General features: G+C 72.4%; 15 protein-coding genes and 1 pseudogene. 5 read left to right on the plus strand and 11 right to left on the minus strand.

Annotation, left to right across the window (positions count from 1 at the left end):
- Positions 1–63 precede the first annotated feature (63 nt).
- From rpmA to AOM02_RS12675, 4 genes and pseudogenes are all read right to left on the minus strand, one after another.
- The gene (gene rpmA / locus AOM02_RS12660; protein ID WP_062299800.1) at positions 64–315 is read right to left on the minus strand and encodes a 50S ribosomal protein L27; all 252 of its coding nucleotides are present in this window, start codon (positions 313–315) and stop codon (positions 64–66) included.
- Positions 316–329: 14 nt separating this feature from the next.
- Positions 330–638 carry a 50S ribosomal protein L21 gene (gene rplU, locus AOM02_RS12665; RefSeq protein ID WP_062299802.1) on the minus strand — a complete coding sequence of 103 codons (309 nt, stop codon included), beginning with the start codon at positions 636–638 and terminating at the stop codon, positions 330–332.
- A 303-nt stretch (positions 639–941) separates the two neighbouring features.
- Complete coding sequence (locus AOM02_RS12670; protein WP_062299804.1) at positions 942–1,433, minus strand: hypothetical protein; 492 nt, start codon at positions 1,431–1,433, stop codon at positions 942–944.
- Positions 1,430–3,961 (minus strand): annotated as a pseudogene (locus AOM02_RS12675) (Rne/Rng family ribonuclease); the annotation flags it as partial. The gene AOM02_RS12670 and the pseudogene AOM02_RS12675, both read right to left, overlap by 4 nt.
- 435 nt (positions 3,962–4,396) lie before the next feature.
- Between AOM02_RS12675 and AOM02_RS12680 the strand changes: the two are divergent.
- The 5 genes from AOM02_RS12680 to AOM02_RS12700 are packed head-to-tail and all read left to right on the plus strand — an operon-like array spanning position 4,397 to position 11,770.
- Entirely contained in the window at positions 4,397–5,872 is a 1,476-nt protein-coding gene (locus tag AOM02_RS12680; RefSeq protein ID WP_062299808.1) for a cytochrome ubiquinol oxidase subunit I, read from the plus strand.
- Positions 5,873–5,885: 13 nt separating this feature from the next.
- Positions 5,886–6,908 (plus strand): cytochrome d ubiquinol oxidase subunit II, encoded by a 1,023-nt coding sequence (gene cydB / locus AOM02_RS12685; protein WP_062299811.1) that lies wholly within the window; start codon positions 5,886–5,888, stop codon positions 6,906–6,908.
- Positions 6,909–6,916: 8 nt separating this feature from the next.
- Positions 6,917–8,509, plus strand: coding sequence for an ABC transporter ATP-binding protein/permease (locus AOM02_RS12690; RefSeq protein ID WP_062299813.1), 1,593 nt, complete (start codon positions 6,917–6,919; stop codon positions 8,507–8,509).
- Positions 8,506–10,152, plus strand: coding sequence for a thiol reductant ABC exporter subunit CydC (gene cydC, locus AOM02_RS12695; protein WP_062299817.1), 1,647 nt, complete (start codon positions 8,506–8,508; stop codon positions 10,150–10,152). Before AOM02_RS12690 ends, cydC begins: the two co-directional genes overlap by 4 nt.
- A 25-nt stretch (positions 10,153–10,177) precedes the next feature.
- Entirely contained in the window at positions 10,178–11,770 is a 1,593-nt protein-coding gene (locus AOM02_RS12700) for a GAF domain-containing sensor histidine kinase (protein ID WP_062299820.1), read from the plus strand.
- A 160-nt stretch (positions 11,771–11,930) separates the two neighbouring features.
- On the opposite strand, the gene AOM02_RS12705 is transcribed toward AOM02_RS12700, so the two are convergent.
- The 7 genes from AOM02_RS12705 to rsmD all read right to left on the minus strand — a co-directional run bounded on the left by AOM02_RS12705 (position 11,931) and on the right by rsmD (position 16,396).
- Positions 11,931–12,548, minus strand: a complete 618-nt coding sequence (locus tag AOM02_RS12705; protein WP_062299823.1) for a response regulator — start codon at positions 12,546–12,548, stop codon at positions 11,931–11,933.
- A gap of 21 nt (positions 12,549–12,569) precedes the next feature.
- On the minus strand, positions 12,570–13,499 hold the full coding sequence (mutM, locus tag AOM02_RS12710) for a bifunctional DNA-formamidopyrimidine glycosylase/DNA-(apurinic or apyrimidinic site) lyase (protein WP_062299826.1): 930 nt from the start codon (positions 13,497–13,499) through the stop codon (positions 12,570–12,572).
- Positions 13,499–14,203: a ribonuclease III gene (rnc, locus tag AOM02_RS12715; protein WP_439644646.1), complete on the minus strand. Its 705-nt coding sequence runs from the start codon at positions 14,201–14,203 to the stop codon at positions 13,499–13,501. Before rnc ends, mutM begins: the two co-directional genes overlap by 1 nt.
- A 22-nt stretch (positions 14,204–14,225) precedes the next feature.
- Positions 14,226–14,420 (minus strand): 50S ribosomal protein L32, encoded by a 195-nt coding sequence (rpmF, locus tag AOM02_RS12720; RefSeq protein ID WP_042216516.1) that lies wholly within the window; start codon positions 14,418–14,420, stop codon positions 14,226–14,228.
- 2 nt (positions 14,421–14,422) lie between these two features.
- A complete protein-coding gene (locus AOM02_RS12725; protein WP_369344910.1) occupies positions 14,423–14,827 on the minus strand; it encodes a YceD family protein in 405 nt (134 codons plus the stop codon).
- A 490-nt stretch (positions 14,828–15,317) separates the two neighbouring features.
- Positions 15,318–15,806 (minus strand): pantetheine-phosphate adenylyltransferase, encoded by a 489-nt coding sequence (gene coaD, locus AOM02_RS12730; protein WP_062299833.1) that lies wholly within the window; start codon positions 15,804–15,806, stop codon positions 15,318–15,320.
- Positions 15,803–16,396: a 16S rRNA (guanine(966)-N(2))-methyltransferase RsmD gene (rsmD, locus tag AOM02_RS12735; protein ID WP_062299837.1), complete on the minus strand. Its 594-nt coding sequence runs from the start codon at positions 16,394–16,396 to the stop codon at positions 15,803–15,805. Before rsmD ends, coaD begins: the two co-directional genes overlap by 4 nt.
- Positions 16,397–16,407: the final 11 nt, after the last annotated feature.

The following is a 16,407-nucleotide window of genomic DNA, read 5'->3' on the forward strand; positions in this document are numbered from 1 at the left end:
TAGAAACAAGTCAGGGGCGCTGCCTCGCGGCGCGCCCCTGACCGAAGTGTGGGTGTCGAGTGCTTACGCCTCGACGATGTCGACGACCTTGCGGCCACGACGCTGAGCGAACTGGACCGAACCGGCGGCCAGCGCGAACAGGGTGTCATCCTTGCCGCGGCCGACGTTGTTGCCCGGGTGGAAGTGGGTGCCACGCTGGCGGACGATGATCTCGCCCGCGTTGACGACCTCGCCACCGAAGCGCTTCACGCCCAGGTACTGGGCGTTCGAGTCACGACCGTTGCGCGAGGAGCTCGCGCCCTTCTTGTGTGCCATGAGTGTCTCCTCGCTTACTTGATACCGGTGACCTTGAGGCGCGTGAGGTCCTGACGGTGACCAATGCGCTTCCGGTAGCCAGTCTTGTTCTTGTACTTGAGGATGGTGATCTTCGGGCCGCGCTCGTCGCGCACGACCTCGGCGGTCACCTTGACCTTGGACAGCGCCTTCGCGTCGGCGGTCACCTTGTCACCATCGACGAGCAGCACCGGAGCGAGCTCGACGGTCGACCCGGCGTCAGCCTTCAGACGGTCGACCACGACGATGTCGCCAACGGAGACCTTCTCCTGGCGGCCACCGGCCTTCACAATCGCGTACACCATGATCTATTCCTCGTGAAACTCGTTGTTGTACCCCGTGAGGGGGTCAGATTCCTGCCGCAGCCGCTCCCGATGAGGGCGCAGGCAGGGCCTCAGCGCTTGGCGCGCCGACGTACAAATGTACCCGCTCGACCCGTCTCGGGTCAAACCGGGAGTGTCGCGCACCCCTCCCCTCCCGACACTGCGGACGGACTTCACCGCGACACGCCGAGGGAACGGGGTACCGGGGCCATTCTACCCGGCGCGTCGGGACGGATTCCGATGCCACTGTCCCGGTGGGGCCGGGGGGACGATGCGCGGGCCGGGTCAGGCGGGCGCGTGCGCCGCGCGCGCCTCGACGGCCGCCGCCCAGCGGGTCACCTGGCGCGCGAGCTCGCGCTCGAGCGACCGGGTGGTGCTGGGCGCGAGCGCGCGCTGGAGCAGCCGGCTGAGCGGGTCGCGCAGCGACAGCTCGACGCGCAGGCGCCACTCGACGGCGGTGCGCCCGTCCGTCCCGCGCGCGGGCTCGACGTGCAGCGTCGAGGTCTGCACGAGCGCGCCGCCGCTGGCCTCGCTGCGCATCACGACCGGATCGGCCGACACGAGCGACGTCGCGTTGCGCTGCCGCACGATCCCCGACCGCGCGACGGTCGTCCACCGGTACGGCACGCCCGGCACGGACTCGACGACGTCGCGGACCGCGTAGCCCACCGCGGTACCGGACCACGCGACGTCGAGCGCGGCGGCACGGATCGCCCCCGGAGACGCGTCGAGGCGCGCCGCATGGCGCGCCTCGAACACGAACTGCTGTCGCGTCACTCCTGCGAGGAGCCCTCGCTCGGCGCCTCGTCGGCGGCCGGCTTCTCGTCCTGACCCGACTCGGGCAGCACGATCGGGACGTCGATGTGGCGCTCGGCGTCACCCGCGTCGGTCACGACCTCGTCGTGGTCCTCGTGGTGGTGCGCCTTCTCGGCGGCCGCGGCGATCGAGGCGAGCGTCGCCTTGACGGCGGCCCGGGCCTCCTCGCGGTCGTCGAGCGCGTGCGTCTCGCCGTGGACCGGGGCGTGCGCGTGCGCGTCCTTCTCCGGCTCGGGCTTGTCCTGCTTCTCCTGCTGCGGCTTCTGCTGCTGCTGGTTCTGCTGGTTCTGGCCCTTGCCCTGCTGCTGGCCGCCGCGCGAGCCGCGCGATCGGCGCTGCTCGGGCTGCTTCTCGCTCGCCTCGGCCACGGGCTCGCCGTGGACCAGGAAGCCGCGGCCCTTGCAGTGGTCGCAGGTCTCGGAGAACGCCTCGACCAGGCCCTGGCCCACGCGCTTGCGGGTCATCTGCACGAGCCCGAGCGACGTGACCTCGGCCACCTGGTGCTTGGTGCGGTCGCGGCCCAGGCACTCGATGAGGCGGCGCAGCACGCGGTCGCGGTTGGCCTCGAGCAGCATGTCGACGAAGTCGATGACGATGATGCCGCCGATGTCGCGCAGGCGGAGCTGGCGGACGATCTCCTCGGCGGCCTCGAGGTTGTTGAGGGTCATCGTCTCCTCGAGCGTGCCGCCCTTGCCGACGAACTTGCCCGTGTTGACGTCGATGACCGTCATCGCCTCGGTGCGGTCGATGACGAGCGAGCCGCCCGAGGGCAGCCAGACCTTGCGGTCCATGCCCTTCGCGAGCTGCTCGTCGATGCGGGACTCCGCGAACACGTCGCGGTCGCCCGCGAACTTGTGCAGGCGCGGCATGAGGTCGGGTGCGACCTGGCCCACGTACATGGAGAGCGAGTTCCACGTGTCGTCGCCCTGGATCGTGAGCGAGTCGAAGTCCTCGTTGAAGATGTCGCGGACCACGCGGATGGCCATGTCGGGCTCGCCGCGCAGCAGCTTCGGCGCCTTGGTGCCGGGCTTCGACTCGTCGAGGATGGTCTGCCACTGGCGCTTGAGGCGCTCGACGTCGGCGCGCAGCTCGTCCTCCGAGGCGCCCTCGGCCGCGGTGCGCACGATGACGCCCGCGTCGGAGGGGATGACCTCGCGCAGCAGCTTCTTGAGGCGGTTGCGCTCGGTGTCGGGGAGCTTGCGGCTGATGCCGGTGACGCCGCCGGCCGGCACGTAGACGAGGAAGCGGCCCGCGAGCGAGATCTGCGAGGTGACGCGGGCGCCCTTGTGGCCGATCGGGTCCTTGGTGACCTGCACCATGACGGTGTCGCCCGGCTTGAGCGCGAGCTCGATGCGCTTGGCCTTGCCCTCGAGGCCCGCGGCGTCCCAGTTGACCTCGCCGGCGTAGAGCACGGCGTTGCGGCCGCGGCCGATGTCGACGAACGCGGCCTCCATGCCGGGCAGCACGTTCTGGACGCGGCCCAGGTAGACGTTGCCCGCCATCGACTGCTGCGCCTGGTGGGACACGTAGTGCTCGACCAGCACATCGTCCTCGAGCACGGCGATCTGCACGCGGCTGTCCTTCTCGCGGACGACCATCGAGCGCTTGACGGACTCGCGGCGGGCGAGGAACTCGGCCTCGGAGATCACGGGGCGGCGGCGCTGGCCGTCGCGGGAGTCGCGGCGGCGCTGACGCTTGGCCTGCAGGCGCGTGGAGCCCTGCAGCTGGTCGTCGCCGGACGAGGACGAACCGGACGACGAAGACGAGCGCGAGCCGCGGCTGCGGCGGCGACGACGGCGCGAGCCGCCCTCACCCTCGGCGTCGTCCGACGAGTCGTCGCCCTCCGACGCCGCGGCGTCGGCGGAGTCGTCGCCCTCGGCCTTGGCGGGCGCGTCGTCGGACGATGCGTCGCCCTCGGCGCCCTCGGCGGCCTCGCCGCCGTCGGTGGGCTTCTTCTTGCCGCGACCACGGCCGCCGCGGCGACGGCGCCGGCGCGGCGAGCCGCCCTCGGAGTCGTCGCCCTCGGGCTCGCCGGACTGGTCGTCGGCCGCGGTCGCCTGCTCGGCGTCCGCGGGCTGCTCGGCGGTGCCGTCGGAGGTCGCGCGGCGGCGCTGGCGGGGCGCGGGACGGGTGCCCTCGGCGTCCTTCTGCTCCGCGTCCTGCTTCTTCTCGGCGGGGGCCTCGGCCTCCGCCTCGCCGTCCTGCGGCTTCTTGGCCTTCTTCTTCGCGCCGGCGGACTTGCCGCCGGACGCCTTGCCGCCCGAGCCCTTGCCGCCGGAGCGCTTGGCCTTGGGGGCCTCGTCGGCGGACGTGTCCTCGGCGGGAGCCGCGGGCGCCTCGGGAGCCGAGAAGGGGGAGGCGGGCGGCGGGGTCGCCGACGCCGGCGGGCCGGCGGGGGCGGAGGCGCGGCGCGAGCGGGTGGGCTCGGGCGCCTGGAAGATCGGTGCGGAGACGGTGCTCTCGGGTGCTGCGGTGCTTTCCTCGCTCAAGGCGGGTACCTCGAATCGGGACCGCCCACACGCGGTCCCGACCTCATCGTCGTTCGCGGCTCACTCTTCGTGGCCACGGAAGTCTGCTGGTCGCGGCGGACAGCGGCGATCTCGAGCGCCCATCCCCGTTTTCTCCGCGTGCGGCCTGTAGGCCTGCGGGATCTGTCGGGACTGGCAGCTGCGTCCTCGCTGCGTCTGTCGCGCGGTGGGCACCCGGTGTGGCTGGGTGCCTGACCTATGGGCCATTGTGTCACAGGGACCTCGGAAACCGGGAAACCGCCCCCGCGCGGCGCGCGTCGCACCGCCGCCCCGGGCCCCGGCAACGGCGCTGGTCCGATACGGAGTCGTGACCTCGTGAGGGACCTTGGTCCTGGTGCGCGAAAACGCCCTCCCGAGTAGGTTTTGCGCTTAGAACACCTAGGAGGTCCCCGTCCCATGGAAGCTCTAGAGCTTGCACGGTGGCAGTTCGGCATCACGACCGTCTACCACTTCGTCCTCGTCCCCCTCACGATCGGCCTGTCGGTCCTCGTCGCGATCATGCAGACCGCGTGGGTGCGCACCGGCAACGAGAAGTGGCTGCGCCTCACGAAGTTCTACGGCAAGCTGCTGCTCATCAACTTCGCGCTCGGCGTCGCGACCGGCATCGTGCAGGAGTTCCAGTTCGGCATGAACTGGTCCGAGTACTCGCGCTTCGTCGGCGACGTCTTCGGCGCCCCGCTCGCGATGGAGGCGCTGCTCGCGTTCTTCCTCGAGTCGACGTTCCTAGGCCTGTGGATCTTCGGCTGGGACCGCCTGCCCAAGAAGCTGCACCTGCTCACGGTGTGGTGCTTCTCGATCGGCACCGTGCTGTCCGCGTACTTCATCATCGCGGCGAACTCGTGGATGCAGCACCCGGTGGGCGCCGAGTACAACCCCGAGACCGGCCGCGCGGAGATGACCGACATCGGTGCGGTGCTGACGAACAACACCACGCTCGTCGCGTTCCCCCACGTCATCTCGACGGCGTTCCTGGTGGCCGGCACGTTCATCTCCGGCATCGCCGTCTACTGGATGGTCCGCAAGCACCGCGAGGACGCGGAGCACAAGGACCTCGGCATGTACCGCACGGCCGCCCGCTTCGGCGCGTGGGTCATGATCATCTCCGGCGTCGGCCTCATCATCACGGGCGACCTCCAGGCGAAGCTCATGTTCGAGCAGCAGCCCATCAAGATGGCCGCCGCCGAGGCGCTGTGCCACACGGAAGACTCCGCGGCGTTCTCGGTGCTCGCGATCGGCGAGCTCGGCACCACGGACTGCACCGAGGTCAACAACATCATCGAGATCCCGGGCCTGCTGTCGTTCCTCGCGACCAGCTCGTGGGACGGCGAGGTCACCGGCCTCGACGAGCTCCAGGAGACCTACTCCGAGCGCTACGGCGCGACCACGCCCGACGGCGAGGAGATCCACTACCAGCCCAACCTCGCGGTGACCTACTGGTCGTTCCGCCTGATGATCGGGCTCGCGGCCTTCTCCGCGGCGCTCGCGCTGGGCATCCTGTGGTTCACCCGCAAGAAGCGCACCGCGATGCCGGGCTGGATGAAGACCCTCGCGATCGTGTCCCTGCCGATGCCGTACCTCGCGGCGAGCTTCGGCTGGATCTTCACGGAGATGGGCCGCCAGCCCTTCGTGGTGGCGCCCAACCCGACAGGCTCCGACCAGATCTTCCTCATGACGATGTTCGGCTACTCGACGTCGGTCTCCATGGGCGAGGTCCTCACCTCGATGATCACGTTCACCGTGGTGTACGCCGTCCTCGGCGTCTTCTGGTTCAGGCTCATCCAGCGGTACGCCGTCGAGGGCGCGCCCGAGGTCGAGGAGCCCGTGGTCCGCAAGGACGACGACCAGTCCACGCCGCTGTCCTTCGCGTACTAAGGAGTCCCCGCTCATGGATCTCGCACTCGTCTGGTTCATCCTCATCGCGGTCCTGTGGACCGGCTACCTGGTGCTCGAGGGCTTCGACTTCGGCGTCGGCATGCTCATGCCGATCATCGGCAAGTCCAACAAGGGGCGCCGCGTGGTGCTCAACACCATCGGCCCCGTGTGGGACGGCAACGAGGTGTGGCTGCTCACCGCGGGCGGCGCGACCTTCGCCGCCTTCCCCGAGTGGTACGCCACCATGTTCTCCGGCTTCTACCTGCCGCTGCTGCTCATCCTGCTCGCGCTCATCGTCCGCGCGGTCGCGATCGAGTACCGCGGCAAGATCAACGACGAGACGTGGCGCGGCCGCTGGGACTGGGTCATCATCGGCTCGGCCTGGGTCCCCGCGATCCTGTGGGGCGTCGCCTTCGCCAACCTGGTCCGCGGCGTCAACCTCGACGCCGAGCACCAGTACGTCGGCAACTTCTTCGACCTGCTCAGCCCGTTCGCCCTCCTGGGCGGCGCCGTGACGCTCACGCTGTTCCTGTCGCACGGCGCGATCTTCCTGTCGCTCAAGACCGACGGCGAGATCCGTGAGCGTGCCGAGGCCTTCGCCCGCAAGGCGTCGCTCGTCACGATCGTGGTCGCCGGCGTGTGGGCCGTGTGGGCGCAGCTCGCGTACTCGCGCAACACGTGGACCTGGGGCGCCGTCGTCCTCGCCGCGGTCGCGCTGGTCGGCGCGTGGTTCTCGACGCTCCGGGGCCGCTTCGGGTGGGCGTTCATCGCCAACGGCGTCGCCGTCGTCGGCGCCGTCATCCTGATCTTCGGCGCGATGTACCCGAACGTCATGCCGGCGATCGACGAGGCGAACTCGCTCACGATCGACAACGCCTCCTCCACCGACTACACGCTCACCGTCATGACCTGGGTCGCCGTGATCATGACGCCGGTCGTGCTCGCCTACCAGGCATGGACGTACTGGGTGTTCCGCAAGCGCCTGTCGATGGAGCACATCCCGGAGCACAACGAGCTGACCTTCATGAAGGGCTGACCGGCTCGATGAAGCCTCTCGATCCGCGGCTCGTCCGCCGGATCGGCCCGGCCCGCCGCCACATCCTCGTGACGGCGGGCCTGGGCTTTGTCACGGCCCTGCTCATCCTCGTGCAGGCCCTCGTCATCGCCCGCCTCCTCGCGCCGATCCTGTCCCCCGCCCCGCTCGCCGACGACGGCCTCCACTGGTGGGGCCGCATCGTCCCCGAGGGCGCCCGCACGCCCGCGACCGGCCTCGCCGTGCTGGCGGCCGTGGTGCTCGCCCGCACCGCCGTCGCCTGGCTGCAGGAGCGCCTCGCGCACCGCGCGGGCGTCCGCGTCATCTCGCAGCTTCGCGAGATGGTGGTCGACCACGTCGCCACCCGCGGCCCGCGCTGGGCGGCCGGCGGCCGCACCGCCGAGGTCGCGACGCTCGTCACCCGCGGGCTCGACGACCTGCTCCCCTACTTCGTGCGCTACCTCCCGCAGCTGGCCCTCGCGGTCACCGTGACGCCCGTGATGCTCGTCGTGGTGCTCGGCCTCGACTGGCTGTCGGCGGTCATCGTGATCGTGACCCTGCCGCTGGTGCCGGTGTTCATGATCCTCGTCGGGCTGGTGACGCAGGAGCGCTCCGCGAGGCACCTCGAGGCGATGCAGCGCCTCGGCGCGCGCACGCTCGACCTCATCGAGGGCCTCCCGACGCTCAAGGCGCTGGGCCGCGAGCGGGGCCCCGCGGCGCGCGTGCGCGAGCTCGGCGACGCGCAGCGCCGCGCCACCATGGGCTCGTTGCGCGTGGCGTTCCTGTCGGGCATGGTGCTCGAGCTCCTCACGACGCTGTCCGTCGCGATCGTGGCCGTCACCATGGGCTTCCGGCTGATCGCCGGGGAGATCGGCATCGAGACCGCGCTGGCGGTGCTCGTGCTCGCGCCCGAGGTCTACCTGCCGCTGCGCAACGTCGGCACGCACTTCCACGCCTCCGCGGACGGCCTCGCCGCCGCCGACGCGGCGTTCACGCTGCTCGACGAGGAGGACCCGGCCCGCGCCCGCACGCCGCTCGGGCAGGCGCCCGACCTGCGCGGCGCCCCGCTCACCGTGACGGGCCTCGCGGTCGCGACCCCCGACGGCACCCGCCTCGCGCCCGGCCCCCTCACCTTCACCGCCGCGCCCGGCGCGATCACCGCGCTGCGCGGCCCGAACGGCGAGGGCAAGTCGACGGCCCTGCTCGCGCTCACCGGCCTGCTCGCGCCGGACGCCGGCACGGTCGCCGTGGGCGGCGCGCCCGTGCTGCGGGACGATGCGGCGGTGGACGAGCCGTCCTGGCTCGCCCAGGTCGCGTGGGTGCCGCAGCGCCCGGACCTCGGCCCCGCCGGCCGCACGCTGTCGCTGGGCCAGCGGCAGCGGCGGGCCCTGGCGCGGGCGTTCGAGTCCGGGCGGCCGCTCGTGCTGCTCGACGAGCCGACCTCGCACCTCGACCGCGCCTCGCGCGGCGAGGTGATCGCGCGCATGCGCGACCTCGCCGCCGCGGGCGCGACCGTCGTCGTCGCGACGCACGAGGCCGAGGTGCTCGAGGCCGCCGACGCGGTCGTCGAGGTCACCGCGGCCCGCGTGGAGGTGGCCTCGTGAGCCGCCGCGACGCCTCCGACCTCGCCCTCCTGCGCGAGGCGATCCGCGACACCGGCGTGAGCCGCTGGGCGATCACGCGCGCGATCCTCGCGGGCACGATGGCGCTCGGCTCGGCGGTGGGCCTCGCCGCCGTCGCCGCCTGGCTCATCGCCAAGGCCGCGCAGATGCCCTCGCCCGCCGACGTCGCCCTCGCGGCCACCGTGGTGCGCTTCTTCGGCATCTCGCGCGGCCTGTTCCGCTACCTCGAGCGGCTCGCGTCGCACGATGCGGCGCTGCGGGGCGTGGTGACGCTCCGGGAGCGCGCGTACGACCGCCTCGCGCGCTCGGGCGCCGGCACCGTGCTCGGCCTGCGCCGCGGCGACATCGTGGCGCGCATGGGCGCGGACCTCGACGCGATCGGCGATGCCGTGGTGCGCGCGATCATCCCGCTCGGCGTCGCCGCGACCGTCTCCGCGATCTCCGTCGGGATCGTCGCGCTCCTGCTGCCGGTCGCGGGCCTCGCGCTCGGGGTCTGCCTCGTGCTCGCGGGCGTCGTGCCCGCGGTCCTCACCGCCCGCGCAGCGCGCATCGCCGCCGTGGCCGGGGCCAAGGCCCACGCCGAGGTGTCCGCCGCCGCGCTGTCCGCGATGGACGGCGCGACCGAGCACCGCGTGTGGGGCACGCTCGACGACGCCGCCGAGGCGCTGCGCGGCGCCGACCGCGACGCCGAGCACGCGCACGAGCTCGCGGCCCGCCCCGCCGCATGGGCGGCCGGCTTCCAGGCGCTGTTCTCGGGCGTCGCGCTCGTCGCGCTGGTCGCGCTCGGCGTGCTCGCGGTGCGCTCGGGGGACCTCGACGGGCCGTCCGCCGCGGTCGTGGCGCTGCTCCCGCTCGCGGCCTTCGAGGCGGTGGGCGCGGTGCCGGCCGCGATCATGCAGTACTTCCGCTCGGCCGCGGCGGCGCGCCGCCTCGCCGAGCTCGTCGACGGGCCCGGCGCGGGCGACGCGACCGTGCCGCGGGAGGCGCCCGCCGCATCGTCCCTCGCCCTCGACGCGCTGAGCGTCGCCTGGCCGGGCATGACGCCCACGCCGCCGGTGAGCGCGCGGGTCGAGCCGGGCCAGGTGCTCGCGGTCGTCGGCCGCTCCGGGGTGGGCAAGACGACGCTGCTCACCACGATCGCGGGCGCGCTGCCGCCCGCCGCGGGCGCCGTCACGCTCGACGGCGAGCCGTCCTCCCCCGCGGACACCGGCACGGTCGTCGCGATGACGGCCGAGGACGCGCACATCTTCGGCACCACGGTGCTGGAGAACCTGCGCGTGGCCCGCGGCGACGTCTCGGAGGAGCAGGCGTGGGAGGCGCTCGCGCTGGTCGGCCTCGACGGCTGGGTGCGCGGGCTGCCCGAGGGCCTCGACACCGAGCTGGGCGCCGGCGGGAGGTCCGTGTCGGGCGGCGAGCGGCGGCGGCTGCTGCTCGCGCGCGCCGGCCTGGCACCCGCGCCGGTCGCGCTGGTCGACGAGCCGGCGGAGCACCTCGACGATGCCGGCGCGGACGCCCTGCGGGCGTTCGTGTCACGGATGCGCGCGGAGGGCCGTACGGTTGTCCTCGTCACCCACGACCTCTCGATCCTGGACCTTGCGGACGCGGTGGTGAGCCTCGATGACTGAACCTGCCCCTCGGAAGGAGTCGCGCTTGTCGGACGCGATGACCGACGCGATCGTCTCGCTCAACCTCGAGCTCGACCTCGCGCACACGCTCGACATGTTCCTCACGGCGCTGATCGACCAGACCGGCGCGAGGTACGCGGCGATCAACGTCCTCGACGAGGAGGGCATCAGCGTCGAGTTCCACTACAAGGGCATCCCGTCCGGCGTGTGGGAGCACATCCAGCGCGCGCCGAACGCTGTCGGCGTGCTCGGCCAGATCCCCGACGAGGGCACGCTCGTGCTCGCCGACCTCACGCAGCACCCCGCGTTCCAGGGCATGCCCAAGCACCACCCGCCGATGGGCTCGTTCCTCGGCACCGCGCTCAAGGTGCGCGGGAGCGTGTTCGGCTACCTGTACCTCGCGAGCAAGCCCGGCGAGTTCACCGCCGACGACGAGGCCTCCGTCGAGGCGCTCGCCGCCGCCGCCTCGGTCGCGATCGACAACGCGCAGCTGTACGAGAAGGCGCTTGCGCGCGAACGCTGGCTGACGGCCTCGCAGGACATCACCACGGCGCTGCTCGCGGACCCGGGCGACGAGGAGGTCTTCGAGACCATCGTCGAGTCGGCGAAGGACCTCGCGGGCGCGGTCAACGCGGCGCTAGTGCTGCCCGGCGTCGACGGCAGCTGGACCATGGAGATCACCTCGGGGCCCCGCTCGGGCGAGCTGCTGGGCCTCGAGCTGCCGGCCGAGGGCCGCGCCATCGAGGTGATCCGCTCCGGCCAGGGCGTGACGTCGACCGAGCCGCCCGGATCGATCGTGCTCGACGCCGTCCAGTCCTTCGGCCCCACCATGTACGCGCCGCTGAGCGCCGAGCACCGCCCCGTGGGCCTGCTCATGCTGTGGCGCGACCGCGGCATGGCGTCGTTCACCGCGGAGGACCTCGAGATCGCGCAGCGGTTCGCGACGCAGGCCGCCATGGCGCTGTCCGTGGCCGAGCTGTCGCACGTGAAGAGCAAGACCACGCTCCTCGAGGAGCGCCAGCGTCTCGCGGACGACCTCCACGACTTCGTCTCGCAGGAGCTGTTCGCGACCGCGATGCAGCTCGAGTCCGTCGCGCACGACGTCGAGCCCCGCATCGCGACCCGGCTCATGCGCACGCTCGACCACGTCAAGCGCGCGCAGCACGAGGTGCGCGGCGTCATGAGCTCGCTGGCCGGGCAGCGCACGTCCGAGCCGATCTCGGAGCGCATCCGCCGCGAGATCGTGATGGCGACGGACTCGATGGGCTTCGCGCCGCGCGTCAAGGTCGACTGGGCGGAGGTATCGCACGCGATCGCGGGCGAGCCGTCGCTGTCGGACGACGTCGTCGCGGTGGTGCGCGAGATGCTCTCCAACGTCGCGCGCCACGCGGAGGCGACGTCGGTCTACATGGAGATCTCGGGCGCCGAGGGGCGGCTCGTGGTGTCCGTGGTGGACGACGGCATCGGCCCCGGCGGCGCGACCAACCGCCACTCGGGCACGTCCAACCTCGCGAACCGCGCGCTGCGCCGCAACGGCACGTTCACGCTCGCGCCGTCGCGCCCGGGCTCGTCGCGCCCCGGCACGTACGCCGAGTGGAACGTCGAGGGTCAGGGGTAGCGACTTCCGCCCCTCGCCCCGCGGGCGCCTCTCGACACAGACATGCCCGGATCCGCAGCGATCCGGGCATGTTCTCGTTCACATCGGGGGTCCCGTGTGGAGCAGCGTCATCCCTGTGTGGAGGGGTGCACGGCCCGGGGCTGCTGTGCGCCGCCGCAGGCTAGCCGCGGAAGGAGTGCGCGCGCTTGGCGGTCGCCCACGCGACCACCTGGGTGCGGCGCTGCAGGCCCATCTTGGCCAGCACGCTCGTCACGTGGTTCTTCACGGTCTTCTCGGCGATGCCGAGCTTCTCCGCGATCTCGCGGTTCGCGAGGCCCGCGCCGACGAGGTCGAGCACGCGGCGCTCCATCGGCGTGAGGCGTGCGACCACGTCGTCCTCGTGCACGGAGATGTGCTGGCCGTGCTCGCGGCCGCTCGCGGCGTCGCGGACGGCCTTGAGGACCTCGTGCGAGTCCGCGGTCTTGGCGAGGAACACGTCGGCGCCGGCGTTGCGGGCGGCGGCACGCGCCTCGTCGTCGTCGTAGCTGGTGAGCACGACGATGTGCGTCTCGGGCAGCTTGGCGCGCACGTGGTTGATCACGTCGAGGCCCGTGCCGTCCGGCAGGCGCAGGTCGGACAGGATCACCTGGGGGCGCACGGCCTCGGCGCGGCGGACCGCCTGCGCGACCGTCGAGGCCTCGGCGACGACGGCGATGCCGTCGGCCCGCTCGAGGATGTCGCAGATGCCACGGCGGACGACCTCGTGGTCGTCGAGGACCAGCACGGTGATGTCAGACATAAGGAGAATGCTACCCCGGTCCTAGGACCCGGGACCCTTGCGACGCGCGCTCCATCGGCGCTGGCACCGCGGGCACCAATGGGTCGAGCGGCCCCCGATCGTCTCGCGGCGCAGCAGCGACCCGCAGCGGGCGCACGGCTCGCCCGCGCGCCCGTAGGCCTCGAGGGAGCGCGAGAAGTAGCCGGACTCGCCGTTGACGTTGACGTAGAGCGCGTCGAAGGACGTGCCGCCCTGCGCGAGCGCGCGGCCCATCACCTCGCGGCCGGCGTCCAGCAGCGTGCGGGCGGACGATGCGGTGACGGCGTGGGCGGGACGCTCGGGGTGGACGCGGGCGAGCCACAGCGCCTCGTCGGCGTAGATGTTGCCCAGCCCGCTCACGACGGTCTGGTCGAGCAGCACCTGCTTGATGCCGCGGCTGCCGCGCCGCAGCGCCCGGGCGGCCGCCGCATCGTCCAGCGCGGGGTCGAGGGCGTCGCGGCCGATGTGCGCGACGGACGACGGCAGCAGCGGCAGCGGCGTGCTCTCTCCCCCGGGCCCGCCGTCGGGCGTGGGGACGAGCGGCTCGACGTGCAGGTAGCCGAACGTGCGCTGGTCGAGGAAGTCGAGCGTGAGGTCCGGCGCGGCGAGCGTGAGGCGCGCGCGGCAGTGGCGGTGCGGCTCCGGGGCGTCGGTGTGGACGCGGAACTGGCCCGACATGCCCAGGTGGGCGGAGAGCGCGAGGAGGGGCGCATCGTCCCCGGGCTCGGGCGCGAGCTCGGCCCACAGGAACTTGCCGCGGCGGACCCACCGGGACAGCACGAGGCCGGTGACCTCCGCGGAGAACTCCGCGGGACCGCCCGGGAGCAGGCGGACGCACGAGTCGCGGAGGACGTCGGCGCGCACGATGCGGGCGCCGGTGACGAGGGAGGCGAGGCCGCGGCGGACCGTCTCCACCTCGGGGAGCTCGGGCATCAGCCCTCGGTGAGGGCGGCGTACGCCTCCGCTGCGGCGTCCTGCTCGGCGTGCTTCTTCGCGGTGCCGGTGCCGGAGCCCTTCGGGTCGCCGGCGATGAGGACGGTGGCGGTGAAGCGGCGCGCGTGGTCCGGGCCCTCGCCGGTGACCTCGTAGACGGGGCTGCCGAGGCCGCGCTCGGCGCAGGCCTCCTGGAGCGACGTCTTCCAGTCGAGCGCGACGCCGGAGGTGGCGGCGGCCTCGAGGCTGGGGCCGACCAGGCGCAGCACCACGTCGCGCGCGGTGTCGATGCCGTGCGTGAGGTAGACGGCGCCGAGGATCGCCTCGAAGGCGTCGCACAGGATCGAGTCCTTGTCGTTGCCGCCCGTGGCCTTCTCGCCCTTGCCCAGCAGGATGCAGGGGCCCAGGCCGATCTCGCGCGCGACGACTGCGAGGGCCCGCTGCGAGACGCAGGCGGCGCGCATCTTCGCGAGCTCGCCCTCGGGGAGGTCGGGGTGCGCGTGGTACAGGCGGTCCGTCACGACGATGCCGAGGACGGAGTCGCCCAGAAACTCCAAACGCTCGTTCGTCGGGAGGCCTCCGGCCTCGTAGGCGAACGAGCGGTGGGTGAGCGCGAGCACCAGCAGGTCGGGGTCCACGTGGACACCCAACCTGCTGATCAGGGCGTCAGCTGCCTGCTGCCCTGGAATGCTCATGCTCGTCATTCACGCCGTGAGGCGTGGTGCCTCAGCCAGCGTGCTCGGTGCGCAGCGCCTCGACGTACTGGCGCCCGTTGTAGGCACCGCACGACGGGCACGCGGTGTGCTGCAGCTTGTCGGCCTTGCACTGGGGGCACGTCGAAAGGTTGGCAGCGGTCGTCTTCCACTGCGAGCGACGTGCACGCGTGTTGCTGCGCGACATCTTGCGCTTCGGAACAGCCACGGCTAACTCTCTTTCTCGTCGGTCAAACTCTTCAGGGCGGCCCACCTCGGGTCCAGCACCTCATGCGCGTGATCCGGGTCGTCCGCGAGCCGCGCACCGCACTGGTCGCACAGCCCCGGGCAGTCCGGGTCACACAGCGGTGTGAACGGGAGGCTCGTCACCACCGCGTCTCGCACCACCTCTTCGAGCTCGAGGTTCTCACCGTCGAACTCGAACACGTCCTCCGAGCCCTCCTCGTCGCCTGCGGTACGCGAGTCGGGGTACTCGAACAGTCCTTGGACCGGGGCGGCGATCTCTCGCCGCACCTCGTCCAGGCACCGTCCGCACTCCCCGATCGCCGTCCCGTGGACGGTTCCGGAGACCCAGATGCCCTCCTGCACGGATTCGAGGCTCAGGTCGAGCCGCACCTCCGCGCCTTCGGGCACTGCGATCAGATCGGTGCCGAGGACCGCGGGGGCCGGGAAGGCCTCGGAGACAAGCCTCTGCGCACCCGGGCGCCGCACGATGTCTCGAACTGAGAAGGTGTACGGCGAGGGAGCAGGGCGTGAAGTGTGAGCCACACGCGCCTCCTGGTCGTTCCGGTCCGCGGGGACCTCGGCCCGCACCTGTCGGCAGGGCCAGCCCACAACTGTACGCGATGCGGGCGGATTCGGCCAACTCATCGAGCCGGCCGAGGCTCCATCCTCGCACGCGCGTGAGGACGGGCGGCGCCTTGTCCCACCATCACGGGCCGCCTCCGGGGAAGTGAGCGACGGTTTCAGGCAGTCTCGGACTCCTGCGGGGAGCTGATTGACGGCGCCGTCGGTGAGCTCCCCGTGGGAGTCGAGAACTGCTCAGAACCGTCGCTGAGCTCCCCGAAGGAACAGCGGCCAGCGTCCGTCCAGGGCGCGGCCTTTCTCAGCTCGCGCGCTCGGCCGCCAGCGCCGCCGCCACCGCGTCGACCACGCCGTCCGGCACGTAGCGGCCGATCGAGCCGCCGTGGCGCGCCACGTCCCTCACGAGCGACGAGGCGACGTGGCTGAGCGCGTTGTCCCCCGTGATGAAGACCGTCTCGATGCCGGTGAGCGAGCGGTTCATGAGCGCCATCGGGCGCTCGTAGTCGTAGTCGGCGCCGCCGCGCAGGCCCTTGACGATCACTCCCGCGCCGATGCCCTTGCAGAAGTCGACGAGCAGGCCCTCGACGGGCACCACCTCGACGCCGTCCAGCGGCTCGGTGGCCCGGCGGGCGAGCGCGACGCGCGTGTCGAGGTCGAGCAGCGGCGTCTTGGTCGAGTTGTGGGCGACCGCGATCACGACCTTGGAGAACATCGACCGCGCCCTCGTCGCGATGTCGACATGCCCCCACGTCATCGGGTCGAACGTGCCAGGGAAGACTGCCGTTGTCATGCCTCGACGCTACCGCCGTCGGCATCGGCGTCCAACTCCGGCGCCGCGTGCGTCGCGTAGTGGATCGCGGTCTCGCCGTAGGCCTTCGACGCGACCGGCGCGAGCGAGGCCGGCCACGGCGCGGCGCCGGCGCGCGACGCCCACTCGAGCACGACGACGCCGCCCGGCGCGAGGCGCTCCCCCACCGACTCGAGCACCGCCGCGAGCTCGCCGGGAACGATGTCGTAGGGCGGGTCGAGCAGGATGACGTCCCAGGGCTCGGCGTCGTGCGACAGGAACGGGCGCACGCGCTCCTTGACCACGCGCGCGTCCGCCCCGGCGGAGAGGTCGCGGGCGTTCGAGCGCAGCACACCGACGGCGCGCGCGTCCGCCTCGACCAGGGTCGCGTGAGCCGCGCCGCGGCTGAGGGCCTCGAAGCCGAGCGCGCCCGAGCCCGCGAACAGGTCGAGCACGCGCGCGCCGCGCAGGTGGTCGCCGTGGTCGAGGCGGCTGAACACGGCCTCGCGCACGCGGTCGGTCGTGGGACGGGTGCCGCGGGGCGGCACCGCGAGGCGACGACCGCCCCAGCGGCCCGCGATGATCCTGGTCACGCCCCCAGCCT

Origin of the sequence: Demequina maris (assembly GCF_000971155.1) — a bacterium.
GTDB classification, from domain to species: domain Bacteria; phylum Actinomycetota; class Actinomycetes; order Actinomycetales; family Demequinaceae; genus Demequina; species Demequina maris.

Bases quoted from the DNA above. Each gene is read 5' to 3' on its own strand.
- rpmA (WP_062299800.1), bottom strand. From the start codon at position 315: ATGGCACACAAGAAGGGCGCGAGCTCCTCGCGCAACGGTCGTGACTCG.
- cydB (WP_062299811.1), top strand. From the start codon at position 5,886: ATGGATCTCGCACTCGTCTGGTTCATCCTCATCGCGGTCCTGTGGACC.
- rplU (WP_062299802.1), bottom strand. From the start codon at position 638: ATGGTGTACGCGATTGTGAAGGCCGGTGGCCGCCAGGAGAAGGTCTCC.
- mutM (WP_062299826.1), bottom strand. From the start codon at position 13,499: ATGCCCGAGCTCCCCGAGGTGGAGACGGTCCGCCGCGGCCTCGCCTCC.
- AOM02_RS12690 (WP_062299813.1), top strand. From the start codon at position 6,917: ATGAAGCCTCTCGATCCGCGGCTCGTCCGCCGGATCGGCCCGGCCCGC.
- coaD (WP_062299833.1), bottom strand. From the start codon at position 15,806: ATGACAACGGCAGTCTTCCCTGGCACGTTCGACCCGATGACGTGGGGG.
- AOM02_RS12705 (WP_062299823.1), bottom strand. From the start codon at position 12,548: ATGTCTGACATCACCGTGCTGGTCCTCGACGACCACGAGGTCGTCCGC.
- AOM02_RS12680 (WP_062299808.1), top strand. From the start codon at position 4,397: ATGGAAGCTCTAGAGCTTGCACGGTGGCAGTTCGGCATCACGACCGTC.
- rnc (WP_439644646.1), bottom strand. From the start codon at position 14,203: ATGACGAGCATGAGCATTCCAGGGCAGCAGGCAGCTGACGCCCTGATC.